22 protein-coding genes are annotated in these 25,893 nt (G+C 60.2%); 13 read left to right on the plus strand and 9 right to left on the minus strand.

The features are described 5' to 3' along the window. The first annotated feature begins 331 nt into the window (after positions 1–331). The 11 genes from ACM3N8_RS04700 to ACM3N8_RS04750 all read left to right on the plus strand — a co-directional run bounded on the left by ACM3N8_RS04700 (position 332) and on the right by ACM3N8_RS04750 (position 12,672). Positions 332–2,236, plus strand: coding sequence for a fructose-specific PTS transporter subunit EIIC (locus tag ACM3N8_RS04700; RefSeq protein WP_416015503.1), 1,905 nt, complete (start codon positions 332–334; stop codon positions 2,234–2,236). Between the two features lie 466 nt (positions 2,237–2,702). Beyond that, positions 2,703–4,109 carry a hexose-6-phosphate:phosphate antiporter gene (gene uhpT, locus ACM3N8_RS04705; RefSeq protein ID WP_043134733.1) on the plus strand — a complete coding sequence of 469 codons (1,407 nt, stop codon included), beginning with the start codon at positions 2,703–2,705 and terminating at the stop codon, positions 4,107–4,109. 261 nt (positions 4,110–4,370) lie between these two features. After that, a complete protein-coding gene (locus tag ACM3N8_RS04710) occupies positions 4,371–4,676 on the plus strand; it encodes a PTS fructose transporter subunit IIB (RefSeq protein WP_290021238.1) in 306 nt (101 codons plus the stop codon). Then, on the plus strand, positions 4,677–5,444 hold the full coding sequence (locus ACM3N8_RS04715; RefSeq protein ID WP_290017176.1) for a PTS sugar transporter subunit IIA: 768 nt from the start codon (positions 4,677–4,679) through the stop codon (positions 5,442–5,444). Between the two features lie 137 nt (positions 5,445–5,581). Next, entirely contained in the window at positions 5,582–6,526 is a 945-nt protein-coding gene (locus ACM3N8_RS04720; protein ID WP_416015504.1) for a pseudouridine synthase, read from the plus strand. Next, positions 6,526–7,005 carry an NUDIX hydrolase gene (locus ACM3N8_RS04725; RefSeq protein WP_172955383.1) on the plus strand — a complete coding sequence of 160 codons (480 nt, stop codon included), beginning with the start codon at positions 6,526–6,528 and terminating at the stop codon, positions 7,003–7,005. Before ACM3N8_RS04720 ends, ACM3N8_RS04725 begins: the two co-directional genes overlap by 1 nt. 318 nt (positions 7,006–7,323) lie before the next feature. Then, positions 7,324–8,430: a tRNA 2-thiouridine(34) synthase MnmA gene (gene mnmA / locus ACM3N8_RS04730; RefSeq protein WP_416015506.1), complete on the plus strand. Its 1,107-nt coding sequence runs from the start codon at positions 7,324–7,326 to the stop codon at positions 8,428–8,430. Positions 8,431–8,604: 174 nt separating this feature from the next. Next, positions 8,605–9,216, plus strand: coding sequence for a high frequency lysogenization protein HflD (gene hflD / locus ACM3N8_RS04735; protein ID WP_241280300.1), 612 nt, complete (start codon positions 8,605–8,607; stop codon positions 9,214–9,216). A gap of 190 nt (positions 9,217–9,406) precedes the next feature. Continuing rightward, entirely contained in the window at positions 9,407–10,777 is a 1,371-nt protein-coding gene (purB, locus tag ACM3N8_RS04740) for an adenylosuccinate lyase (protein ID WP_416015508.1), read from the plus strand. A gap of 165 nt (positions 10,778–10,942) precedes the next feature. After that, positions 10,943–12,073 (plus strand): cupin domain-containing protein, encoded by a 1,131-nt coding sequence (locus ACM3N8_RS04745; RefSeq protein ID WP_098984585.1) that lies wholly within the window; start codon positions 10,943–10,945, stop codon positions 12,071–12,073. A gap of 185 nt (positions 12,074–12,258) precedes the next feature. Next, complete coding sequence (locus ACM3N8_RS04750; RefSeq protein ID WP_043134723.1) at positions 12,259–12,672, plus strand: hypothetical protein; 414 nt, start codon at positions 12,259–12,261, stop codon at positions 12,670–12,672. 150 nt (positions 12,673–12,822) lie between these two features. Here ACM3N8_RS04750 and ACM3N8_RS04755 read toward each other — a convergent pair whose 3' ends face one another. The 7 genes from ACM3N8_RS04755 to ACM3N8_RS04785 form a co-directional block, all read right to left on the minus strand. Continuing rightward, entirely contained in the window at positions 12,823–15,690 is a 2,868-nt protein-coding gene (locus ACM3N8_RS04755) for a hypothetical protein (protein ID WP_416015511.1), read from the minus strand. 621 nt (positions 15,691–16,311) lie between these two features. Continuing rightward, positions 16,312–16,821 carry a GNAT family N-acetyltransferase gene (locus ACM3N8_RS04760; RefSeq protein WP_016350073.1) on the minus strand — a complete coding sequence of 170 codons (510 nt, stop codon included), beginning with the start codon at positions 16,819–16,821 and terminating at the stop codon, positions 16,312–16,314. Positions 16,822–16,853: 32 nt separating this feature from the next. Further along, a complete protein-coding gene (locus tag ACM3N8_RS04765) occupies positions 16,854–18,482 on the minus strand; it encodes a GNAT family N-acetyltransferase (RefSeq protein ID WP_290017185.1) in 1,629 nt (542 codons plus the stop codon). Beyond that, on the minus strand, positions 18,482–19,096 hold the full coding sequence (locus ACM3N8_RS04770; RefSeq protein ID WP_241280310.1) for a glutathione S-transferase family protein: 615 nt from the start codon (positions 19,094–19,096) through the stop codon (positions 18,482–18,484). The genes ACM3N8_RS04765 and ACM3N8_RS04770 overlap by 1 nt, the downstream gene beginning before the upstream one ends. Before the next feature lie 45 nt (positions 19,097–19,141). After that, positions 19,142–19,780: a pyridoxamine 5'-phosphate oxidase gene (gene pdxH, locus ACM3N8_RS04775; RefSeq protein ID WP_290017186.1), complete on the minus strand. Its 639-nt coding sequence runs from the start codon at positions 19,778–19,780 to the stop codon at positions 19,142–19,144. Positions 19,781–19,939: 159 nt separating this feature from the next. After that, entirely contained in the window at positions 19,940–20,263 is a 324-nt protein-coding gene (locus tag ACM3N8_RS04780; RefSeq protein ID WP_290017187.1) for a hypothetical protein, read from the minus strand. Then, entirely contained in the window at positions 20,260–22,236 is a 1,977-nt protein-coding gene (locus tag ACM3N8_RS04785; protein WP_290017189.1) for a reprolysin-like metallopeptidase, read from the minus strand. The genes ACM3N8_RS04780 and ACM3N8_RS04785 overlap by 4 nt, the downstream gene beginning before the upstream one ends. 209 nt (positions 22,237–22,445) lie before the next feature. Here ACM3N8_RS04785 and ACM3N8_RS04790 point away from each other — a divergent pair, with 209 nt between their 5' ends. Beyond that, positions 22,446–23,657, plus strand: a complete 1,212-nt coding sequence (locus ACM3N8_RS04790; protein WP_098984593.1) for an RsmB/NOP family class I SAM-dependent RNA methyltransferase — start codon at positions 22,446–22,448, stop codon at positions 23,655–23,657. Positions 23,658–23,722: 65 nt separating this feature from the next. On the opposite strand, the gene ACM3N8_RS04795 is transcribed toward ACM3N8_RS04790, so the two are convergent. Next, positions 23,723–24,067: a Grx4 family monothiol glutaredoxin gene (locus ACM3N8_RS04795; RefSeq protein WP_043134716.1), complete on the minus strand. Its 345-nt coding sequence runs from the start codon at positions 24,065–24,067 to the stop codon at positions 23,723–23,725. 286 nt (positions 24,068–24,353) lie between these two features. On the opposite strand from ACM3N8_RS04795, the gene sodB reads away from it, so the two are divergent. Continuing rightward, complete coding sequence (gene sodB, locus ACM3N8_RS04800) at positions 24,354–24,938, plus strand: superoxide dismutase [Fe] (protein WP_005319233.1); 585 nt, start codon at positions 24,354–24,356, stop codon at positions 24,936–24,938. A 114-nt stretch (positions 24,939–25,052) separates the two neighbouring features. Here the strand turns inward: sodB and ACM3N8_RS04805 are convergent, their stop codons facing one another. Beyond that, the gene (locus ACM3N8_RS04805; protein ID WP_043134714.1) at positions 25,053–25,865 is read right to left on the minus strand and encodes a VacJ family lipoprotein; all 813 of its coding nucleotides are present in this window, start codon (positions 25,863–25,865) and stop codon (positions 25,053–25,055) included. Positions 25,866–25,893 lie beyond the last annotated feature (28 nt).

A 25,893-nucleotide genomic window follows, 5' to 3' on the forward strand; every position in this document is an offset into this window, starting at 1 on the left:
ACCTCACAAATTTATAGAAAGAAATAACCTCTCGCTCGAGCAAACACTCGGAGAACAGCCAGAGCACCTCATCACAGAAAAGAATAAAAGCATGATTTATAACAAAAATAAAATAACAGGCGATTCAATCCATCCCCATCCCTCTTGTCTCCCCGCTTTGCGATCGGGGTCACACTCGAGGTGATGGCGCACAAAAATCCAGTATTCCGCAGCTTTGTCCGATAGGTGTGCTGCCCTGCGGGCGGGATAATAGTGAGGTCAATTTTGTCTGCATGCCGTGCCAGCACGGGTGGCATGCCAACAGGCTCCATCGAGGAGCGGGGAGAACACCATGATCACCACCCTTATCAACGAGCAGCTGATCGCGCTCGATTTAAAGGCCACCCGCAAGGAAGAGGTCTTCAGCGAGATGGCCCGCTTGCTGGTCGCGCAGGGCAAGGTCAGCGATGAGCAACAGTTCATCAAGGATCTGTGGGCCCGGGAAGCGCTGGACAACACCGGCTTCGAGGAGGGCGTTGCCCTGCCCCACGCCAAGAGCGCAGCGGTGAGCACCCCGGCGGTGGCCATCGGCATCAGCCGTGCCGGCATAGACTACGGCGCCGAGGATGGCAAGCCGTCCAAGTTGTTCTTCATGATTGCCTCCCCGGCCGGTGGCGCCAACCACCATATCGAGGTGCTGGCCGAGCTCTCCGCCAAGCTGATCGAAGAAGGCTTTATCGCCAAACTGCTGGCCGCCAAGACCCCGGCCGCCGCGCTGGCCCTGCTGCTCGAGAAGAAAGAAGAGCAAGCCGCCCCTGTTGCCGACAAAGGCTTCATCATAGGTGTCACCGGCTGCCCGGCCGGTATCGCCCACACCTATCTGGCGGCGGAGTCCCTTGAGCGCGCTGCCAAGGAGCTGGGTTACGAGGTGAAGGTGGAGACCAACGGCTCCATCGGCGTCAAGAACAGCCCGACCGCGGCCGAGATCGCCCGCGCCAGCGCCATAGTCGTGGCCTGTGACAAACAGGTGGACATGGTCCGCTTCAACGGCAAGCCGCTCATCAAGACAGGCGTCAAGGCCCCCATCAAGGATGGCAAGGGGCTGATTGAGCAGGCGTTAAAGGCCCCCGCCTATGTGGCGGACAAGGATGAGCGCAAGAGCGAAGAGAAGAGCTCAGGCGGCAGCTCGGATCTCTACCGCTACCTGATGAACGGCGTTTCTCACATGATCCCGTTCGTGGTGACCGGCGGTCTCTTGATTGCGCTGGCGCTGGCCATCGGCGGCAACCCGACCCCGAGCGGCATGCAGATCCCGGAAGGGAGCATGTGGAACCAGATACTCAACGTGGGCGTGGCCGCCTTCACCCTGATGATCCCCATTCTAGCGGGCTACATCGCCTACGCCATCGGTGATCGCCCGGCCCTGGCCCCGGGCTTTATCGGCGGCTGGATCGCCAACAACGGCAGCTTCTACGGCGCCGACGCCGGTACCGGCTTTATCGGTGCCATCATAGCGGGCCTGCTGGTCGGTTATCTGGTGCGCTGGATCGCCACCCGTCACTACCACAAGATGGTGCAGCCGCTGGTGCCGATCCTGATCGCGCCCATCGTCGGATCGCTGTTTATCGCCGCCGTCTTCATCTTCATCATAGGTGCGCCCATCGCCGACATGATGACGGGTCTGAACGCCATGCTGCTCTCCATGAGCGGTGGCAGCCTGGTGCTGCTGGGCATAGTGCTGGGGGGTATGGCCGGCTTTGATATGGGCGGCCCGGTCAACAAGGTGGCCTTCCTGTTTTCGGTGGGCATGATAGCCTCCGGCCAGACCCAGTTCATGGGTGCCATGGCCTGCGCCATCCCGGCCGCGCCGCTCGGTATGTCGCTCGCAACTGTACTCGGTCGCAAGCTGGGTATCTTCGATGCCTCAGAAATCGAGGCGGGCAAAGCCGCCGGAGCCATGGGCCTGGTGGGTATCTCAGAGGGGGCGATCCCGTTCGCCGCTCGCGACCCGCTGGCGGTCATTCCGGCCAACGTGCTGGGCAGCATGACAGCCGCCGTGATGGCCTTCCTGTTCGGCATTACCAACAGCGTGGCCCACGGTGGCCCCATAGTCGCCTTGCTGGGCGCGGTCAACAAGCCGCTGCTGGCCCTGCTTTGCATGATCTGCGGCGCCATCGTCACCGGCGTGGTGGCGGTTGCCCTGAAAAAACTGCGGGTGAAGAAAACCGACGAGGTGGAACTGGCCAAGGCGGCCTGATCCCCTTATCACGCTCATACGACAAGAGGCCACCTGCGGGTGGCCTCTTTCATTGCACCTGATGTTGCACCGGCGCGGCCGTTGATCTGCCGGGCCAGCCCACGTTTTGCTCTCCGTCCCCTCATCTCCTGCGCGCCGGATCGCCGCAGTCACCAGGCCGCCGTGGGCCGCCACGCTGTGATCCCCTTCACGCTTCATGGCCGGATCCCGCCAAACTAGGAAATTTTCCTAATGCCCCTAGGGATGGCTCTCACGCCATTTGCGCCGCGCCTCATTAAAGTCACGCTACCTGATGTAGTTACCCGACCCTCGCAGTGGCGCAGGGAGTGGGCATGGGTTCAATCGACAGGAGAGCGAGGCGCACAGTCCAACCTCTTGCTGTTGTCCTTTCCGTGGCGCGACCTCTAACACCAACCAAAAAGTGAGGGGCGCGGCGGAAATACCGACTATCTCGCAGAGGATGAATATGTTGGATTTTCTCAAACAGGTGCGGGTCCCGACCCTGGACTTGCCGGTCGCAGCCCGGCGCAAACTCTGGTTCAAGCCCTTTATGCAATCCTATCTGGTTGTATTTATTGGCTATCTGACCATGTATCTGATCCGCAAGAACTTCAACATTGCGCAGAATGACATGATCCAGGAGTACGGCCTCTCCATGACTGAGCTCGGTATGATTGGCCTTGGCTTCTCCATCACCTACGGGGTGGGCAAGACGGTCGTCTCCTACTACGCCGATGGCAAGAACACCAAGCAGTTCCTGCCGCTGATGCTGATCCTCTCCGCCCTCTGCATGCTGGGCTTCAGCGCCAGCATGGGCGGCACGGGTTTTAGCCTCTACTTCATGATCTTCTTCTATGCGCTGAGCGGCTTCTTCCAGAGCTGTGGCGGCTCCTGCAGCTACTCCACCATCACCAAGTGGACCCCCCGCAACAAGCGCGGCACCTATCTCGGCATGTGGAACCTCTCCCACAACGTGGGCGGTGCCGGCGCGGCCGGTGTGGCGCTGTTCGGTGCCAACTACCTGTTCGATGGCAACGTGCTCGGCATGTTCATCTTCCCGTCCATCATAGCGCTGGTGGTCGGCTTCGTTGGCCTGCGTTTCGGCAGCGATTCACCGGAAGCCTATGGCCTGGGCAAGGTGGAGGAGCTGTTTGACGAGGTGGCCAGCGAAGAAGATATCGCCACCGAGGAGCAGAAGCTGACCAAGGGCCAGATCTTCGTCAAGTACGTGCTGATGAACAAGGTGATCTGGCTGCTCTGCTTTGCCAACATCTTCCTCTACGTGGTGCGCATCGGCATCGACCAGTGGTCCACCGTATACGCTCACCAGGAGCTGGGCTTCTCCAAGGAGATCGCCATCCAGGGCTTCACCTTCTTCGAAGTAGGCGCCCTGGTCGGCACCCTGATGTGGGGCTACCTCTCCGATCTGGCCAACGGCCGTCGTGGTCTGGTGGCTTGCGTGGCACTGGCGCTGATCATCGCGACCCTGGGTCTCTACCAGCACGCCACCACCCAGTTCATGTTCCTGGGCTCACTGTTCACCCTGGGCTTCCTGGTGTTTGGTCCGCAACTGCTGATCGGCGTGGCCGCAGTGGGCTTCGTACCCAAGCAGGGCATAAGCGTGGCCGATGGCGTCAAGGGCACCTTCGCCTACCTCATAGGTGACAGCTTCGCCAAGCTGGGTCTGGGCATGATCGCCGATGGCACCCCCATCTTCGGTCTGACCGGCTGGGCCGGCACCTTCGCGGCGCTGGACATGGCAGCCGCCGCCTGTCTGGTGCTGATGGCCTGCGTGGCCGTGGCCGAGGAGCGCAAGATCCGCCGTATCAAACGGGAACTGAAAGCCGCTACCCTGGCTACTCAATCCGTCTGAACCAGCGTGAACTGAACGCCGCCGAGCTGGCAACCCAGTCAGCCTGAACCCGCGTTAACTGAATGCAACCGGCCCCGCCTTCTGGCGGGGCCGGTTTTTTATTGTCGCCCCCATCGTCAGCAGATGAATCCAGGCTATTGCCATCCTCTGTGCACGCAGGCACCACTGGGCTGCCAAGATCCCATTTTTGCCCCGCAGCTTTGGCAAAGTCCGCCCCTTGGCGCTATCTTGTTGGCCCACCTCTCCTTGCTTCGAGAACCGATGAAGATCCTCGCCGTCACCGCCTGCCCCACCGGCATAGCCCACACCTACATGGCCGCCGAGGCGCTGCAAAAAGCCGCCGACAAGCTGGGGCTCAAGATCAAGGTTGAAACCCAGGGCGCCATGGGACTGGAGAACATTCTCACCGCGCGGGACATCGCCTGCGCCGATCTGGTGCTGATCGCCTCCGACATCGAGATTGAGCAGAAGGATCGCTTCCTCGGCTGCCGGGTTCGCCAGGTATCGCTGGAATCCGTGCTGCTGGACGCCAACGCCGTGCTCAAAACCGCCACCGCCGACGCCTGAATGCTCACCCGCGAGCTCACCTTCTTCTGCCAGCTGGGATTGACCATCACCCAGGCCAAGCAGCTGAGCCGGCTGGCCGGACTGTTCAAGTCCCATATCCAGTTCATCAACGTCAGCCGCCGCCAGACGGTGGAGGCGACCAACCAGCTCTCCCTGCTCACCCTGGCCACCCAGCCCGGCGATCTCTGTCTGCTGCTCATCGAAGGACTGGATGCCGAGCTGGCCCACATGGCCTTTACCTGCTGGTGCGTGGAGCTGGGCCAGCCCCTTGGCCGCCCCGCCACCGCCGCCCAGGCCGAACAGCGCCTTGGCCTCGCCCAGCCCGACTACTGTTTTTCCCTCGCCCAGCTGGGGCACGCGACGGCATCGCTGGACAAATCCCTGGCCCTGAGGGTGCTGGTCGATCTCTTGCCCGCCGAGCTGGTGCGCGACAGGCCCATGCTTGAGCAGGCCATCACCAAGCGCGAGCAGATCGCCGCCACCATCATCCGGCCCGGCCTCGCCATGCCCCACGTGATCTGCCCCGCCATCCGCCAGCCCGCCCTCTCGCTGCTCAGTTGCGCCGAGCCCATCGAGTGGGGCTCGGTGCTCGGGCCTGTGCAGACCATCATATTGCTGGCGATCCCTGCCGGGCTCGCCCCCGAGCAGTTGCGCCCCCTCACCCGGCTGGCCCGCGCCATGATGGACGAGGTGGTCAGCACGGCGCTGCTGCACGCAGGCTCGGCCCCCGCCCGTCAGGCCATCGTCATCGAAGGACTGCTGAGCTGAGATGCACCGAATCAGGTGCAATTCACCCCGTTCATTGCCCTCAGGGCGTTGGCCTGCCGGGTGAGCGCATCCCCATGCCCCATCCACTCGGCCCCCTGTGATACACTGCGCCATCCCCTGTTTTTGGTATGCATGCGATGAAATCTGCCCGCCCCCGTCTCTCTCTCCAAGGCCGCACGACCGCCTCCGGCCGCACCGCACAGGATGACGCCAACCGGCCCGGTCTTGCCCGCTCGCGGGCCGGCACCCGGCACGCACACGAGGCTGAACAGGCCGGGCAGAAACCGCAGGTGGACCCCGCCGATCGCAAGTTGCTGCTGCTGAACAAGCCCTACATGGTGCTGTGCCAGTTCACCGACGAGGCGGGGCGGGAGACCCTCAAGGATTACATCAAGGAGCCCGGCATCTATGCCGCGGGCCGGCTGGACAGAGACAGCGAGGGGCTCTTGCTGCTCACCAACGACGGCAAGCTGCAGGCGCGCCTCACCCAGCCGGGGGAGAAGACCCCCAAGACCTACTGGGTGCAGGTGGAAGGGATTCCAAGCGAGGAGGCGCTGGCCGCCCTGCGCGCCGGAGTCGAGCTCAACGACGGCATGACCCTGCCCGCCGGGGCACGCATCATGGATGAGCCCGATGTGTGGCCGCGCACTCCGCCCATTCGCGAGCGCAAGGAGATCCCCACCCGCTGGCTCGAGATCAAAATCATCGAGGGGCGCAACCGTCAGGTGCGGCGGATGACGGCCCATATCGGCCACCCCACCCTGCGCCTTATTCGCTACGCCATCGGCGACTGGACCTTGGGTAACTGGCAAGAAGACGGGCTGGCCCCCGGGCAGAGCCTCAGCCTGCCCGCCCCCGAGCTGGCGCCGGCCCAGCGCCAGCGCAAACCCTCATCACCCCGCCCGGATGGCAGCGCAGCCAAACCGGCAGGCGAGGCGCCACGGCGGGCAAACCAACCGAGACGGGATCAACGGCCCCGCAGCACCGCATCGACCACTAGCCCGACCGGCGGTAAGCCCCGCAGCAGTGGTCGCGGCACTGCCCGCCGTCCCGCCCGTCACACCACAGACAAGGAGTCATGATGATCAAGCACCCGCCGATGGAAGAGAGAATGCAAGCCAGATTGACGGTTGCCGCCCTGGTGCACTGGCAGGGCCGCTTCCTGCTGGTGGAGGAGGAGATCAAGGGCCAGCGCCGCTTCAATCAACCAGCCGGCCATGTGGAACCGGGCGAAAACCTGATTGAAGCGGCCTGCCGCGAGCTGAAAGAGGAGACGGGCCTGACCGCCGCCCCCAGCGCCTGGCTAGGCACCTATCTGTTCAAACCGGCCGACAGCGAGGCCACCTTTGTGCGCACCGCCGTCATCTTCGACCTTGAAAAGGCGCCGGGTCAGCACCATCCAGAGGATCCTGACGGCGACGTGCTGGCTTGCCACTGGCTCACCCTGGAGGAGATAGCCGAGTGCAAACCGGCCCTGCGCAGCCCGCTGGTGTGGCAGTGCATCCAGGATTATCTGGGGGGCACCCGCTTGCCCCTGTCGGCCCTCAAGGCCTTTATTTGAGAGCCTGCCCACGATCTTGCTGCGAGGCCGTGATCAAGGCTCATGTGCTGCTCGCTTGTTTGTAATCAGGAAAGCTCATGTGTATTTACACACTCAGGTTCCTGCGCTGCTCTTTACCGAGCTTCCGGCCTCTCGTGACAGATAGTGAACAGGCCATCCGAGGTCGTTTGGCACCATTTTTTCATCATGGTGCCGACAAATAGAAAAACGATTTCCTGCCGCTGCGCGCCCGATGGGAGCCAGGGCATGGATATGTGACCGGGGGCGCGAAATTCTGGTAGAATACGCCCCGTTTAAACGAACTGGTAACTTCGACTAATGACAGACAACAGCCAAATCAAGGTGATCGTCGGCATGTCCGGCGGCGTGGATTCTTCCGTCTCGGCCTACCTGCTGCAGCAGCAGGGTTATCAGGTCGAAGGCTTGTTCATGAAGAACTGGGAAGAAGACGACACGGACGAGTATTGCTCTGCCTCCCAGGATTTGGCTGATGCCAAGGCCGTCTGCGACAAGCTGGGTATGAAACTGCATACCATCAATTTCGCCGCCGAGTACTGGGACAATGTGTTCGAGCACTTCCTCGAAGAGTACAAGGCAGGCCGCACGCCGAACCCGGATATCCTGTGCAACAAGGAGATCAAGTTCAAGGCGTTCCTCGAATTTGCCGCCGAAGAGCTGGGTGCCACCTACATAGCCACCGGCCACTACGTGCGCCGTGACGACAGCACCGGCCACCCGCGCCTGCTGCGCGGTCTCGACGGCAACAAGGATCAGAGCTACTTCCTCTACACCCTGAGCGAGAAGCAAGTAGGCCAGAGCCTGTTCCCGGTCGGGGATCTGGAGAAACCGGAGGTGCGCCGCATCGCCGAGCAGCTGGATCTCATCACCGCCAAGAAGAAAGACTCCACCGGTATCTGCTTTATCGGTGAGCGCAAATTCAAGGACTTCCTGGCCAAGTTCCTGCCCGCCCAGCCCGGCCCCATCGAAACCGTGGACGGCAAGGTGATCGGCGAGCACCAGGGGCTGATGTATCACACCCTGGGCCAGCGCAAGGGGCTCGGTATCGGTGGTCGCAAAGACGCCACCGAAGAGGCCTGGTATGTGGTCGACAAAGAGGTCGAGCGCAACGTGCTGGTGGTGGCGCAGGGCGAACATCCCCGCCTCTACTCCGACGGCCTGGTTGCCAGCCAGCTGCACTGGGTGGATCGCACCCCGATCCGCGCCCCGCGCCGCTGCACCGTCAAGACCCGCTATCGCCAGCAGGATATTCCCTGCCTCATTCAGCCCATCGACGATGAAACCATCCGGGTCATCTTCGACGAGAAGCAGGCTGCGGTGACCCCGGGCCAGTCCGCCGTCTTCTATGACGGGGAAGAGTGCCTGGGCGGCGGCATCATAGAACAGCGTTTCAGCCACCCGGTATAAATGAACAACGAGGGCCGCAACGCGCGGCCCTTTGCAGACCGCATTCGGCCAGCTGGCTTGAATGTGCTTTGAATAATTAACAGAAGGCCGCGAACGTGAGCGACAAATTCCAAGGCCGGATCATGGCCTTCGGCGGCATCAGCCGGTGAACGAACAAGACAGGGCCGTGAACATATGACTGACAAATTCCAAGACAGAACCATGGCCTTTGCCGGCATCTGCCAGGCAGCCTATCTGGTACAGAAAGTAGCCCGCGACGGCAGCTGCGACGAGGCCTCGCTGCGCGAGAGCCTGCAAAGCGTGCTGGTGACCGACCCCAAGCAGCCGCTGGAGGTGTTCGGCAACCACCTGGCCATTCGTGATGGCTATCGCGCCCTGGTCGAGCAGTTGGGCGCCGACGGCAGCCAGAAGAACGCCGAGCTGACCCGCTACGTGGTCAGCCTGATCGCGCTGGAGCGCAAGCTGGCCAAGCGCAAGGACATACTCAACATGCTGGGGGAGCGGATCGGTCAGATCGGCCGCCAGCAACAGCATTTCGATCTGCTCGACGAGCAGATCCTGGCCAACATGGCGAGCATCTACAGCGATCTGATCAGCCCGATTGGCCCCAGGATCCAGGTGGCGGGTACTCCGCTGTTCCTGCAGCAGCCGCTGGTGCAGCACAAGGTGCGCGCCCTGCTGCTGGCGGGCATACGTGCCTGCGTGCTGTGGCGCCAGCTCGGCGGCAGCCGCACCCAGATCATCTTCGCTCGCAAGAAGATGGTGGAATTGGCCAAACGTTTTTAAGAATCGGCTCGGGCTCCGTCGTGAGAGGCCAGAAGCAAGGTGAAGCGCAGCGCAGGTACCGGAGTTTATGTCGATAAATGAGCACTCTCGGTTACCAACAAGCGAGCAGCACATGAGCCTTGATAACGGCCTCGCAACAGGCGCGCGAGTTGATGAGAATCCCCCACACCAAACATCAGGAGTTCACCCCATGGAGCTGTCCGCGCTGACTGCTGTTTCCCCGATTGACGGTCGTTATGGCGACAAGGCCGATGCCCTGCGCCCTATCTTCTCCGAATTCGGCCTGCTGCGTTTTCGCGTCGAAGTTGAGGTGCGCTGGTTGCAGAAACTGGCCAGCCACGCCGGGATCCCGGAAGTCCCTGCCCTGAGCGCGGCCGCCAACGCCCTGCTCGACGGCATAGTCCTCAACTTCAACGAGAGTGACGCCGCCCGCATCAAACAGATAGAGCGCACCACCAACCATGATGTGAAAGCGGTGGAGTACTTCCTCAAAGAGAAAGTCGAAGTGAACCCCGAGCTGGCCGCCGTCAGCGAGTTCATCCACTTCGCCTGCACCTCGGAAGACATCAACAACAACTCCCACGGTCTGATGCTGAAAACCGCCCGTGACGAGGTCATCAAGCCTTGCTGCGAGAAGCTCATCAGCGAGCTCAAGCGTCTGGCCCACGAGTACCGTGACATGCCGCTGCTGTCGCGCACCCACGGCCAGCCGGCCACCCCGAGCACCATGGGCAAGGAGATGGCCAACGTCGCCTATCGCCTGGAGCGCCAGTTCAAGCAGATCATGGCGGTGGAGATCCTCGGCAAGATCAACGGTGCGGTCGGCAACTACAACGCCCACGTCAGCGCCTATCCGGAAGTGGACTGGCACCAGTTCTCCGAGGAGTTTGTCACTTCGCTGGGCCTGAACTGGAACCCCTACACCACCCAGATCGAGCCGCACGACTACATCGCCGAGCTGTTCGACGCCATGGCTCGCTTCAACACCATCCTGATCGACTTCGATCGGGACGTGTGGGGCTACATCTCGCTGGGTCACTTCAAGCAGCGCACTGTGGCGGGCGAAATCGGCTCCTCCACCATGCCGCACAAGGTCAACCCCATCGACTTCGAGAACTCCGAAGGCAACCTGGGTCTGGCCAACGCCGTGTTCCAGCACCTGGCCTCCAAGCTGCCCATCTCCCGCTGGCAGCGAGATCTCACTGACTCGACCGTGCTGCGCAACCTGGGTGTGGCGGTCGGTTACTCCCTGATTGCCTATCAGGCGACCCTGAAGGGCATCTCCAAGCTGGAAGCCAACGCCGGTGCCATGGCCGCCGATCTGGATGCCAACTGGGAAGTGCTGGCCGAGCCGATCCAGACAGTGATGCGCCGTTACGGCATCGAGAAGCCCTACGAGAAGCTCAAAGAGCTGACCCGTGGCCGCCGCGTCGATGCCGAAGGCATGCGTACCTTCATCGACACCCTCGAACTGCCGGAAGCGGTCAAGGTCGAGCTGAAGAAACTGACCCCGGCCAACTATATCGGTCAGGCTCAGCGTCTGGTTGATCTGCTGAAATAAGCGGATAAATGACGTTACCGGGGCCCTGTGCATGATCTGCAACAGGGCCCCGGTTATTTTATGTGACACCCTATACACAGTTTGCAAGAGGGCTTGCCCGAGGCCGGCAGCCGCCTCTGGCAAGACCTCTCTTGACCTTTGTCGAACCCTTTGACGAGAAGACCTATGTACGAACTCAATCTGGATATCGCTCACTTCCTCGAGCATTACTGGCAGAAACGCCCGCTCCTTATCAAGGGCGGCTTCAAGAATTTTCAGGATCCCATCAGCCCGGACGAGCTGGCGGGTCTGGCCATGGAAGAGGTTATCGAGTCCCGTCTGGTGACCCGCTTCGACAACAAGTGGGAAGCGGCCCACGGCCCCTTCGAATCTTACGATCACCTGGGGGAGGAGAACTGGACCATACTGGTGCAGGCCTGCAACCACTGGGCCCCGGAGGTCAACGAGCTGGCACTGCCGTTCCAGTTCATCCCGGGCTGGCGCTTTGACGATGTGATGGTGAGCTTCTCCACCCCTCATGCGGGTGTAGGTCCCCACATCGACAACTACGATGTGTTCATCACCCAGGGCCTGGGCAAGCGTCACTGGCGCGTCGGCGATGCCAAGCCTCTCAACGAGTTTGCCGCCCACGCTGCGCTGCTGCACTGCGAACCGTTCGAGGCGATCATCGACGTCATCATGGAGCCGGGCGACATCCTCTACATTCCGCCTGGATTCCCCCACGAAGGCTACGCCATCGAGCCTTCCATGAACTTCTCCGTGGGCTTCCGGGCGCCGGATGCCAAGGCGCTCATCTCCTCCTTTGCCGATCACCTGATCGACAACGAGGTGCGCACCGAGCGTTACGGCGATGGGGATCTCAAGCCCCGCGCCCGCCACGGCGAGATCCTGCCCCACGAGATGCACCGTCTGCGCGAGCTGATGCAGCAGGCCCTCGATGACGAGACCCTGTTCAAGGAGTGGTTCGGCACCATGATCTCCGAGGCCAAGCACGATCTGGACGTCAATCCGGTCGAGCCTGACTACAGCGCCGAGGAAGTGGCCGACCTGCTGACCCAGGGCGAGCCCGCCATCAAGGTACCAGGCCTGCGCACCGTCTGGTTCAGCGGCGACAGTCAGCAGTGCTATATCGACGGCGAAGCCTGGACCCTGGCAAGCGAAGATGCAGCCGCCATCTCCCTGCTGTGTGACAAGGACATCATCACTCAGGCCGACATGGTTACGCTTACCGATCAGGCCGGTTTCCTGCAACTGCTGACCCGTCTGGTCAACCGTGGTTACTGGTTCTTCAGCTGATTTTGCTGGCTGACAGAAACGACAGAGGCGCCTTGATGGCGCCTTTTTTGTTACTCCGCGGCAGTACAATTAACAATCGATTCGCGAAGCTGAACCCACTCTTGACGAACAAACAGATGGTGCTTTCTTGAGCGAAACCGGACCAGTATCATGCGTCCGTCCCTGTTCAGAAGAGAAGCATCACCATGCAGATCACCTCCCGGCCCATGCCGCTGCCCGATTACAGCAAGTATCCCTCCTACCCCGACGTGACGCCTGAGCAGATCAATCAGGCCCGCAACCAGGCACTGGACAAGAAGGATGAGGTGCAGGCGCAGAGCGAGGAGAAGGCAAGCGCCCGCAGGACCATGGCAGTCTCCTATACCGCCCACCAGCAGGATAAAGCCGTGGTGGAGCGTTACCTGCAAGCAAGCGGGCAGGAGAGCAGTGAAACAACCTCCCCCAACGCCACCGACATCTATCGGATGGAGAATCGCTACCAGCGCCAGCAGGTGCGCATCGACTACCTGCAATACCGGCAGAGTCCGCTTGGAAAACAGCTGGAGGGCATGACGGGTGCCGAGGATCGCAAGGGTAACCTGCTCGATACCAGCGCCTGAGCAAGACCCAGTGCAGAGCGTGGGATGACATAAAAAAAGCCCTCGCTGAGGGCTTTTGAGTTTTGCCGATAAGGGCGCTGCTTATTTGCGGCACTGTCACGCTCAATACGGGCCCTTCATGGCCCAGGGATTGAGAGGGTACTGGGTGCGTTATTTAGGAATAAATGCATTCTTGTAGAAGGATCTGAATCCATTATCCGGCACCTGAAACTCAACCCCATTGTGCAATGACAATGAGGCATCGCCAGTCTTATTCATAATTGCGCCATAGCGCGCATAACCACTTTTGCCATCGTGATACATAAAGTCCATCCGCGAAACCAGATCGTTGGTTTTCTTGAACAACCGGCCAACAATCGGCGAGTCTGAGGACAGAGGATTATTGATGGTCCGCAGTAGTTTCATACTGGTATAGTCACCATTGTCATCCCGGGTCAGCAGATAATGGTAGCGGGTCTCGGGAGCCTGCAGACCATTTAACCGATAGATCAAATTCACGTTGGTACCGAGTGCCAGTGCATTCAGACCATAGGTTATCGGTGCATCGCGCTGACCGACAAAGTCAGATATTATCCTGCGTGCTACACCACCTTTCACCTGATAGATGTGTCGGGTAGTAAAGATAAGGAACATGGTCTCATCAAGGCCATTGATGGCAACCACATCCAGCGGATATTCTTGCCACTCCAGATTTAATTGACTCGTCAGCTCATTGCTACTTGTCGGGGCATCTTCCAGATGAGAGGTCAAGAAGGCGCGTGAAAAGCTTGAGCCGTTGCCTAGCACCACGAATATTGCGGCGCGACTATTATTGCTTGCCTGACTCTCAACGGCATGCCAGCAGGTCTGCAAATCACTCCCCGGCCGCCAGTTACTGATTGGGGTTGTGGCTCCCGCCGTGAAGAAATTCGATATATTTCCGTAGCCTGGCTTCTGAATATTGGCAAAGTTATAAATCTTGCCATTTCTTGGGGAGGTTACCAATGCCCCTGGCTGAGTATAAATCGGGTTATCATGATCAGCGATACTTGGGACGTAATCCCAATCGGTATTCATGGTCCTTGCATCGAATGCGCATACCAGAGTACGCTTCCAGTAACTGGATACCCGGCAAATATATGCACCAAGGTCTTCATACTCAAGCCCCCGAGGTTTAATATATTCGTTGGTATATCTCGCGATTGGGGTAGGTTTGATCTCTTCTTTCTTGAGTAACGAGTATATCCACTGGGCGATGGCCACCACTATGCCTATCACCGCAATAATAATACCCAAGGGGCCGGCAATGGCAACCCCCATAAAAGAGGCAATGGCAACGCCCAACGCCACAGTGGCGACCAACATATTTATTGCAGCAAATATAATATCCCCAACATCCCCGCCCTCGACAGCCTGATATAGGTTATACGCGGCCAGGGCTGCCCCCAGCGCCGCCAATCCAATAAAACATATATTGATAACCCGAGCGATATTTTGAGTGGCGAGAAACATCTTGCTGGCTATCTGCCGCTCTAGCACATTCGTGAGATGCTGGCCTTTGGCTGTAAGGTTGCTCAAGAATTGACTGAATTTCCCCATATTAATGGCTATGCTATTTATGATGCCTTCACCATTGCCATAAATAAACATGGTCACTTTATCAAGGAACCGACCGAGCTGGATCAGATTCAATGTCACATCAAAAAGGGCAGCCCCCAACTCCATCAAAGGAACAGGGTTGCTCCATTCCTCCCGATCGGTCGCCGTCAACCAGGTAAAGTTGCCCACCCCCAGCAACAAGGTAAACACGGAAAGGAATGAATCTATGGAGAAGGCAGCGGGAGCCACACCGGAGAAGGCTGTGGGAGCCATACTGCCCGTCGCCCCTGCCAGAGCAGGGTATCTTTGAAGAATACGCTGCCGGGCATCCCCATCCTGCAAGGTGCTCGTTCTCAAGCTCATATTATTCAGTTCATTCCAGAAGCTATCCGGGCTATTTTGGTTGAAGAAATTGTTCCAGAAGGTGCGCTGAGTACCACTTTCATTTCTCAACAAGGTCACTACATCATCGAAATTTCTCCTGTTGGCCAGGACTGTGTATTTCTCACTTTGGTGACCCCAGCTCATGTTCATGGCAAACCCGCTGTAAACAGAACCCGCCATGGTGCGTTCAAATTTTTTCAGCTCATCACTGGAGATGTGACTACCGGATGAGATATTGAGCGCTCTTACTTTATTTATGGTGTTATATACTTTCCACATCGCCTTTTCAAACGATGAGCCTGACCCCACATACTCCTGAACTTTAAAAGAACTGATAAGTTCGTCTAACACCTCATTCTTGGAGTAGTGCCCGATAAGTTGACGAGCCCAGTTTTCTCCCCCTGCTTTGTAGGCGGTTAACTTTCCATTTTGACAATAATGGGTGGCGACAGAGTATAGCTGATCGATAATCTCTTTAAATTGCGCCCCCTTTTCTGCTTGCTTAATATTCGCATTTACCTTCACCATATCCCAAGAGTTATACAGCTTCCGGTCAGCCACTGTGACATCTTTTTGTTTGCTATATGAGTGCTGCAACAAGCCACTCACATATTCAACCATATTATCGGTAAAATAGCGTCGATTGCTGGTGAAAATAGCATTGACCGAGTTGATGCCATCACTCATTGTCAGCACATTATTATTAGGCTTCATGCCAGGGCCTAACGCTTCGCTTAATGAGCTGTTCTGATACTGGAATTCAAACTTCATCAACTCTTGAAACATCACCTGGGCAAGATATTGAGCTTCATCGGTTTCTTGTACAAAGTTGACCCGATTTGAATCAACGGTGGGCTGGTTAGACGCCATCACGTAAAAGTCGATCGCATCCAGTTCAGCGAAAGTGCCACTATTCATAATAGAGATAGCGGCCTTCACCGGGGCAGGAAAAACGCTGCTCGCCGCCAAGCCAAGCAATGACATGGAAGAGAAAGTGAGAAAATCGCGACGACCCTGTGAAACTTCACGATGGATTATTTCTGAAAGTTTTTTCATATAATATATCCCTATCAGTGCTCAATGGTTTTTCCAGATTGATCGATATTTTCAGACAATAGCCGGGCAGGCCATATCATCATGACCGAGCATATGGTTGTTGTTTTCCGGTGAGAGAATAAAATAGGTTACCGCATTAGAATGATTGATACGAATATGACAGCAACGCTACTAATATATATAAGACAAGGGCAGGTATGAATAATTAAAGCCATGGCAATCGCACTAGGCCTCCTTGTTTATATATTCAACAACCTACCTTTACATCCTCATTTGAGTCAAACATCAATAATGAGGTCAAACCAGAAAGTGTTACCCGTTAGACAAAAACAGATCTTGCCGAGAGCAAAATTGTAACAAGATATTGCAACGAAACACGTCCGGAAAAATGCAACGGCGTGCAATCAGACAGCGGGTCAGCACCGTCATATTCAGGGATATGGCGACTTGCTCCGTATATCCCGACACGGGGCCAAGATGCGTTGCATGGTCGCGGGTACTGCCCAGGATGATTAAGCGGGGGAGAACAGCGACTCATCGGCTATTCGAGGGGGAAAAGGCAGATCGCTTGCTGCTCTTTCAGATAACAAAACGGCAGCCAAAGGGCTGCCGTTGCTTTGCTCATTGTTCTTCGGGAAGCTCGTCAAACAGCGGGTGGTAGAGCACCTCGCCGGCCATGCCGGCCAGACCCCCTTCCTGCAGCTCCATCGCCAGAAAACAGTCGGCGGGCACCTCGTAGATGCAGTGCAGGCCGAACTCGCTGGCGGGACGAAAACCGAAGCGACCGTAATAGGTCGGGTCGCCGAGCACCACCACCGCCTTCCAGTCCATCTCCAGCGCCGTATCCAGCCCTTCACGCACCAGATCCGAGCCTATGCCCTGCCCCTGCCAGTCCGGATGCACGGCCACCGGCGCCAAGCCGAGCCAGGGCCCTTCCAGGCCGTTAATGGTGATCGGGCTCAGCATCAGGTGCCCCATGAACTCGTACTCTTCCTCTTCGACCATGGTCACCACGGCGGCGCCACACTCGCGCAGGCGGTTGACCAGTTCGGCCTCATCGGAACGGCCAAAGGCGGCGCTCACCAGTTCATAGACCGGCAACATGTCGCCGGGGCGCTCGGTTCTCAGCATACAGCGTTACTCCTCGTACAGCAGAGCGGGCATTATTCCACAAAGTGCCGGTCAGCCTGAGCACCTTTGTCCAGAAATGGGAGGGTGGACTCAGGAAAACGAGCCGCAAGTTGCCGCAGCAACCCCAGCAAGGCCGCCGGCGTCAGGGTGTCAATGGCCTCGTGGTAGGCCGCAAACAGCCCGGCATCCTCTCGCTCAAGCCGTGCCAACGCCAGCTCGGGCCCCTGATGCCAATGCCCGGCCAGCTCATCGATGAGGGCAGGCAGCTCCACCAGCAGCCAGAGCTGGCGATAGCGCCCGGCCACCGCCTCCCCGGCACTGGCCCCGAGCAGGCCGGTGCGACGCGCCATCTTGCCAATCCAGCCGAGCCGCTGCTGTCGCTGCGTGCGGGTGAGCAGGACGGGCCCCTGACGCCGCAGGCTGGCCAGTTGCAGCAGGCAGGCAAGCCCCTGCTCATCCCTGTCCTTGAGCAGCACACCACCCAGCAGAGGCAGCCGCTCGGGTTCGGCCAGATCCAGCTCACTGAGCGGATAGCAGATGACATCGAGCCAGGCCCCATCATCAGAGGCGCCCCCCGGCGAGTCGGGATCATAGCCCTGCTCATCCAGAAACAGGGTGAGCTGCCACGGGCGGCCATGGTCCAACCCTGTCTGTGCATCGGCACCCTGCAGGATAGCCACGGCCACCCGCTCGTCCGCCAGCCAGGGCGCCAGTTGCCGGGTCATTGGCTCGGGCAGGCTGATGGCCCTGTCCAGTCGCCAATAACTCACCTCGCAAGGCTGCTGGGCGGTTCGGCCGCGCAGCCCGCGATAGTGCATGCCGAGCTTGGCCATCACCCGGCCGGAGGCGAGGTTGCCCGGCATGTGGCGCGCAGTCAGCGCCGGCAGCTGCAAGGTGTCGAATGCAAAGGACTTGACCCCTTGCGCCGCCCGGGTGGCCAACCCCTGATTCTGCCAGGGGACGCCGACCCACCAGGCCAGCTCGCCGTTCCAGTGCAGCGAGATCACCCCGACCAGCGGGGCCACCTCATCTCCCTGTGGCAGCGTCATGGCCCAGCTCCAGCCCAGCCCCAGTGCCGCCTTGCGCCAGCTGCTGACGAGCCAGTCACGGGCCCCCTCCGGCGGGTAGGGGTGGGGAATGTTGAGGGTATAACGGGAGAGCGCCTCGTCACCGCAGTAGCGCACCACTGCGGCCTCGTCGTCGGCCAGCAGCGGCCGCAGCACCAGCGCAGCCGAGGAGGACGCAGCAACGGGCTCGCGCAGCAGGGGCACGGTCAAACGGCGGGCGAGCAGGCGGTTGAGCACGGCGCCCATGTCGTCGTCCGCGGTCAGCACCAGATCGGCCCCGAGCGGACCCAGGGTGAGCAGACCGCTCTCCTTGGCCAGGGTCAGCAGGGAAGCAGAGGCGCTGATGAGGATCTGGCGGCTGGGGTCCGCCTGAACATCCGCGATCAGATCGCCGTCGAGCCAGGCTGCCAGCAGCGAAGTGGCCGAGAGGAGGCCGTCGGGTCGGCAGGTGGACCAGAGATCCTCCTCCTCAGCCAGCTGGGACTCGGCCTCCTTGCTGAGCAGCAGTTGCCAGTGATGGCCCTGCCGCTGCCAGGCCTGCAGCACTTGGGCCCAATGGGGTTGCCACAGCGCCCGTTCGATCAGCAGCTCCATCAGGCGGCCTGACAGGCCGCAGGCAGGCTCAGGTGGCGGGGGTGGGCTTCCATGCGGGCGATCCAGGCCTGGATGGCGGGCCAGCCCTGCAGCGAGAAGATCCCCTCCTCCGCCACATGGGTGTAGGCATAGAGGGCGATATCGGCGATGGTCGGTGCCTCGCCGCACAGATAAGGGGTACGCTTGAGCTGCTGCTCCATCACCGCCAGCGCCCGCTCGCCACCGGCCTTGAGGCCGTCGAGTCGCGCCTCCTGGGACTCGGGGCGGCCCAGATAGTGAACGATAAAGCGCGCCACCGCTATGTAGGGCTCGTGGCTGTACTGCTCGAAGAACAGCCACTTGAGCACCTCGGCCTGCTGACGCGGCTCCGCCGGCCAGAGCGCCGAGCCCTGCGCCAGATAGAAGAGGATGGCGTTGGATTCCGCCAGGGTATCGCCGGGGGCCAGCTCCAGCACCGGGATCTTGCCGTTGGGATTCATGGCCAGAAAGGCCGGGGTTTGGGTGTCACCGGCCTGGATATCCACAGAGACCCAGTCGAGAGGCAATGCCAGCCAGCGGGCCAGCAGCCAGCCCTTGTAGCAGTTGCCGGATCTCAGATCGCCATACAGACGCATACAGACTCCTTGTCAGCACAGGATTGCAGAGGGATAAACGGGGGATCAGGGCGCCAGCCGCTCTATGTGCCAGCCTTCCCCTTCCCGGCTGTAGTAGAAGCGATCGTGCAGCCGGTGCTCGCCACCCTGCCAGAATTCGACCGTGTCGATGACCACTCGGAAGCCGCCCCAGAAACTCGGCAAGGGCACCTCGCCCTTGGCAAATTTCTGTTTGAGTTCGAGGAATTTGGCCTCCAGCACGCCGCGGGCCGAGATGCGGGTCGACTGCTGGGAAACCCAGGCGGCTATCTGGCTGTCCTTGGGGCGGCTGTGGAAGTACTTCATCACCTCGAAGGTGCTCATCTTCTCCACCCGGCCGGTCACGTGCACCTGGCGGTCCAGGGTATGCCAGGGGAAGAGCAGGCTGATGCGGGGATTGCCCTCCAGCTGGCGCGCCTTGCGGCTGCCCATGTTGGTGTAGAACACCATGCCCTCGGCGTCGTAGTGCTTGAGCAGCACGGTGCGCTGCCAGGGTTGCCCCTCGGCATCCACGGTCGCCACCACCATGGCGGTGGGATCGGTCAACTTGGCCTCGCAGGCCTGGGCCAGCCACTTCTCGAACAGTGCCAGGGGGTCGGCCGGCAGATCGGCCCGGTGCAATCCGCCCTGGGTGTATTCACGGCGCAGATCAGCCACATCCATCATCTTGATTTTCCTTCTCTCTTGCCGCCGATGCGGCCATGCGTGCTGGCATTGTGCGACGAGCACGCCATGGGTACAAGCCTCAGGGCGGCCAAATGCCAGCGCCCAAAAAAGAAAGGGAGGCTTGCGCCTCCCCTTTTCTGCCCACACCCGGCTGCGGGCTTATTGCTTGCCGGCGGCCGGTGGACAATGGGCCAGCATGCGCTGGTTATATTCGGCCGCATAGGCCCTCAGCCTGGCCTGAGCCTCTTTCTGATCGGGCTTGATGACATCCCCCAAGCCCTCCAGATAGCGCACGCCACAGCGCGCCTTGGCCGCTTCCTGCTCACCGGTCGCAATGCCGGGCGCCACTTCGCCACGCCCGGCCCGCACTATCAGCCGGTAATCCTGTTTAGCAAGGCTGGCGCTGACCGCCTGCTCCAGGGTGTCGGCATCCGCCTGACAGCCCCCGAGCAGCGTGAGCAGCAGCAAGCCGGTGACTCTCATGCCCGCCTCCGTTGCCAGCCGAGCAGGGCCAGCGCCAGGGTCCAGAAACCGAGCGTACCGCCACCACCACCGCCCGAGTTGCCGCCACTTTGCACCACAGGCAACTTGAGCGGGCTTATGGCGAAGAAGATGTTGTCGCTGCAGGCCACTTTCAGCCTGACGCTGCTGGTGAGCGTGGCCGGCAGGGTGACGGTGGCCGAGCCGCTGTTGGGCTGGCCGCTGGCCAGGGTCGCCCAGTTTGCGCCCTCATCCTGAGTCACGGACAGGTCTACCTTGCTGCAGTTGATCGGGGCCGCGCTGGTGCCCGCCACATCCCAGCCGACCGCCTGGCTGGCGCCCGGCGTCACCATAACGCCAAGGGGGCTGGTCAGGCGGAAGGCGCTGCCGGTGTTGACTACTTGCACCTTCATGTCATCGCTGGCGACGCCGCCCTTGCCGTCACGCACAGTGAGCCGGAAGTTGAGATCCCGGTTGGTGGTGGGCCAGGCCTCGCCCTTGGCCAGCGAGCCGGAGAGCAGGGATGGCAGGCTCGGCAGGATCCGCTCCGGCGAGCTGGTCGGCGACACGAAGCGGAACAACGGACGGGAGCCGTCATCGATCATGTCGAGGGCGCTGCTGGACAGGTTGCCCAGATCAATCTGCTCCCAGGTGTAGGTCAGGGGATCCGTGTCCAGATCAGCCCCGGCACCCTTGAGCACAAACGGGGTGTTGGCGGGAATGATATGGCTGGCCCCGGCAGCCGCCTGGGGAGCATTGTTGGCAAGGGGCAGCGTGGTGCCACAGGTCGGCACGGTTGCCATGTGCGCCCGCATCTGCTCGATGGACTTGCTGTGGAAATAGGGGTCACTGTGGGGCTGGATGTTCTCGTCACCACAGATACCGGCATAGGCCATGATGGAAGTGCCACTGCCCGGCTCCCAGGCCTGTGCCGCCTCACGGTTGCCACCGCCACAACTGCCAGTGGTGCCGTTGAAGGTGTGATCGGCACCGAACTGGTGGCCGATTTCGTGGGCCACATAGTCGATAAAGAAGGCATCCCCCACCGGGGTGGATGAACCCGTCATGCCGTCCGACTTGGTGGCCGTACAGAGCACACCCAATCCGGCCAGACCACCACCACCCGTGTTGACCACATGGCCTATGTCGAATGGTCCCAGCGCCCCGCTGGGCAAGGTCTGCGCATTGGCCTGCACCGCGCCGTTGACATCGACATCCGTGTCGTCATTGCTGAACGGATCGCTCGCCGGATCGGTAAAGATGATGGCGTCATTGCCGCTGGCCAGCTGGAACTCGGCCCCCACATCGCGCTGATATACCTCGTTCACCCGGTTGAGCAGGGTGGCGAGGGCGCCCATGGTCAGCACCTTGGACCCCCCGTGGAACTGGGTGTACTCCCCGGCCGCCGAGATGGCGATGATGTAGCGCTTGCGCTCGTTGCCATCCACTTGCACCTTGCGGGCCAGGGCTTTGGCGTCAGCCCCGATCACCTTGTCGGCCTCCTCTTCCAGCCGGCTGTAGGCATCCTGCTGATAATAGACGGCATAGCCTTCGGCATTGCGCAGCGGATCGACGAACACCGTCTTGCCCTGGTGGGTGAACATGGCGTGGAAACCTTGCGGGCCCAGGTCGAAGCGACCCGTCTCCACCGGCGCCGCCGGGTTATGGCCCTTGAAGGTCAGGATCTCGGGATACCTGGCGGCGAGATCGGCGGGCAGCAGGTCATAGGCCTGCAGGGTGAAGCTCACCTCACCCCCGTCCGGCAGTGGCAGGGTCAGCTGACGCGCCCCGGCCTGCAGTCCGGCAAAGTAATCGAGGGGCACCTTGGCCACCCGGAACTGGTTGGCCCGCACTTCATAGCCGTCCGCCGCCGTGGCGCGCGCCGCTACCGTGTTCCACTCCTTGGCCGCGAGGCCACCCGAGCTCATCAGGCTGGCCACGACCAGCGCCAAGGGAGAATATTTCATTAACTGCATCTTTTTAGTCCTTTTAAATGCACTCACCTGAACTGCAACCGGCATCATTTTCCTGCTGGTCTGATTAGTCCAGCGCCATCGTCTGTATATTCCCCGAATGGGGAGTGTTGCACCAACCCTGTCTAGCCCCTATCATTGCGCGGATTTATCAGTTTTAGAGCTGCGTCACCATGACGACAGTTCGTCTTTATCTGACCAAGGTTAATCTCATGCTCAAATCCCCACTGTTGCCCCGTTTCGGGGACCTGATCGTTGCCATTGTTGACGATGTGCTGGGCCAGGGTCTCACTCTGGACCGCGCCTATGCCCGTCACTTCTCCGGCATCGAACTCAAACCGCAAGAACAGGCAAGGATTGCTCTGGTCACTGGCGATCTGCTGCGTCGCCTCAGCCTCTATTGCGCCCTGACCGGCATTCAGGTACGTCAGGCCGAGAAGAATGTCTGGCCGCTGCTGCACAGCTGGCACGCTTTTCACAAGATAGCTCAACCTAACCATCCGACCCTGGATCGTTTCAATGAGGAGGCATTCCGTCGCCGCCTGACCGAAGCGAAGAAGAACCCCGTGCTGATGGACGGTTGCCCCAGCTGGCTGGAAAAACTGGGCAGCGAGCAGCTCGGCGAGGCCTGGCCTGCCGAGCGCGCCGCCCTGGCCTGGATGCCCAAGCGTTACCTGCGGGTCAACACCCTCAAGTGCACCCGTGAAGAGCTGCAGGCCATTCTGGCCAAAGAGCATGTCACCACTATTCCCGTTGAGGGCGTGGATACCGCCCTGCAGGTCACCTCGGACGCCGCCCTGTTCCGCACCAAGGCCTTTGCCGATGGCTGCTTCGAGCAGCAGGATGCAGGCTCCCAGCTGGTGGCTGCCGCGCTGGAAGTGACGCCTGGCATGCGCGTCATAGACGCCTGCGCCGGCGCCGGCGGCAAGACGCTGCACATCGCCGCCATGATGAACGGCAAGGGCCGTCTGCTGGCGATGGATGTGGAAGAGTGGAAGCTGGAAAACCTCAAGCAGCGCGCCCGCCGCGCCGGTGCCCACAACGTGGAAACCCGCGTCATCGAGAGCAGCAAGACTGTCAAGCGCCTCAAAGGCACCGCCGATCGCGTGCTGCTGGACGTGCCCTGCTCGGGCTTGGGCGTGCTCAAGCGCAACCCGGATGCCAAGTGGCGCGACACCGCCGAGCGTCTGCCTGTTCTGGTCGCCCTGCAGGAAGAGATACTGCAGCGCTACAGCCAGATGGTGAAGGTCGGCGGTCTGCTGGTCTATGCAACCTGCTCCATCCTGCCCCAGGAGAACCGCCAGCAGGTGGACAAGTTCCTGGCTGCCAACGACAACTACCGTCTGCGGGATGACCACACCGTCAGCCCGTCCGCGACCGGTTTTGACGGCTTCTACATGGCGCGGATCGAACGCATCGCCTGATGCCAGCCGTGGAATAAAAAAAGGGGAGCCATTGGCTCCCCTTTTTGCATGATGCAGATGCGACCTTATTCGGCGGCAGCGTCATCCTGCTTGTGCTTGGCGGCCGTTTCCTTGATCAGGGTCTGCAGCTCGCCGGCCTGGAACATCTCGATCAGGATATCGCAGCCACCGACCAGCTCACCCTCGACCCACAGCTGCGGGAAGGTGGGCCAGTTGGCAAACTTCGGCAACTCGGCACGGATGTCCGGGTTTTGCAGTATGTCGACGTAAGCAAACGGCTCGCCACAGGACATCAGAGCCTGGGAGGCCTGGGCAGAGAAACCGCAGCTGGGTAGCTTGGGGGAACCCTTCATGTAAAGGATGATGGGATTGTCAGCCAGCTGCTGTTTGATCTTTTCAATAGTTTCCATAGGTGCCTCACTAGAGCGATTTCGGCGGCCATTCTACTGCAATCCGGGCAGACCACAAACTGACAAACCGTCCCGGATGCAAGAAGTGATGAATCAATACGCCGCAGCTTGATCCAAGTCATGGCGAGAATCAAGAGTTGTTAGCCCATCTTTGATGCTGGTACAATCGACGGGCTTTGGGCCGTTTGGCCCCATCATTTCAAGAACAATTCTTTTCAAAATAGAAAAGAGTACGCAATGTCTTGCAACCGTCGCCTTCGCACGGCCAGCCAATGGAGAGTAGAAAATGGCATTCGAACTTCCCGCTCTGCCCTATGCAATCAATGCTCTGGAACCGCACATCTCCCAGGAAACTCTGGAATACCACCACGGCAAGCACCACAACACCTATGTGGTCAACCTGAACAACCTGGTGCCGGGTACCGAGTTTGAAGGCAAGTCCCTGGAAGAGATCATCAAGACCTCCACTGGCGGCATCTTCAACAACGCCGCCCAGATCTGGAACCACACCTTCTACTGGCACTGCCTCTCCCCGAACGGCGGCAACGAGCCGACCGGCGCCCTGGCTGATGCCATCAACAAGGCGTTCGGCTCCTTTGCCGAGTTCAAGGATGCGTTCACCAAGTCTGCCATCGGCAACTTCGGTTCCAGCTGGACCTGGTTGGTGAAGAAAGCCGACGGCTCCCTGGCCATCGTCAACACCTCCAACGCCGGCTGCCCGCTGACCGAAGCCGGGACTACCCCGCTGCTGACCGTCGACCTGTGGGAGCACGCCTACTACATCGACTTCCGCAACCTGCGTCCCAAGTACATGGAAACCTTCTGGACTCTGGTCAACTGGGAATTCGTGGCCAAGAACCTGGCTGCCTGATAGCCGCTTCTTGCCAAAACGCCCCGCACTGCGGGGCGTTTTTTTATGGGCGGCATTCGCGGCACCAAGATGAAAAAGGCGCCCACAGGCGCCTTTGTTGCACAACCAGTGGCATCACTGATCGATTTCATCCAGGTATTCATCCAGATTGGTGTCGTCCACCTTCTCCTTCTGCTCCTGCTTGATCTCGGTCTGGCGACCCGTCACCTTGTTCTGGTTGTATTGCAGATAGAAGTCCTTGGTCAGGGCATAAGGATCGAGCGCGTTGTCGATGATCCGCTCCTGATCGATCAGCTTGGAACGCGTGCCCAAGCCATCCAGCGCCCAGTGCGTGATACGCAGCGGCAAGGTCAGCAGGGCATAGGGGAAGTAAATGGTGTCTATGGTGTCCCCCACCAGCTTGCGGGTCGTGGTCGGGCCGTAGACGGGCACCATCAGATAGGCGCCATCGCCGATGTCGGCGCGCCCCAGCACAGTATTGAGTTCCAGCTTGTTGCGCTCGAGCCCTGTGTGCCTGGCCACATCGAAGATCCCCAGCAGACCCAGGGTCGTGTTGAGGGTAAAGCGACCCAGGTTGGTCCCCGCCCCCTTCAGATCCCCCGTGATCAGGTGGTTGACCATGCTGCTCGGCTCGTTGAAGTTCTCGACCAGGTTCTCGATGCCGTCCTTCATCCCTTGCGGAATGTAGCGGGCATAGCCATGCACCACGGGGCGGGCCACATAGGGCTCAAGCACATCGTAGTTGACCGCCCACATGGCCCGGTTGGCCCCCTGGAACGGGTCACGGCCATCGCTGGCCGTGCTGGTCGCCTCTGGTCGACTCGGGGTCTCCTTGAGGTCAAGGCTTTCGGGACCCGGCTTGGGCGGGCCACCTGCACAGCCACCCAGCAACAAGGCCACCATCAATGCCCCTAAACGCACATACATATGGAAGTCCTAGCTTTTTATTGTGATT

The sequence above is a fragment of the Aeromonas sp. A04 genome (genome assembly GCF_047780465.1).
Classification (GTDB): domain Bacteria; phylum Pseudomonadota; class Gammaproteobacteria; order Enterobacterales; family Aeromonadaceae; genus Aeromonas; species Aeromonas bestiarum.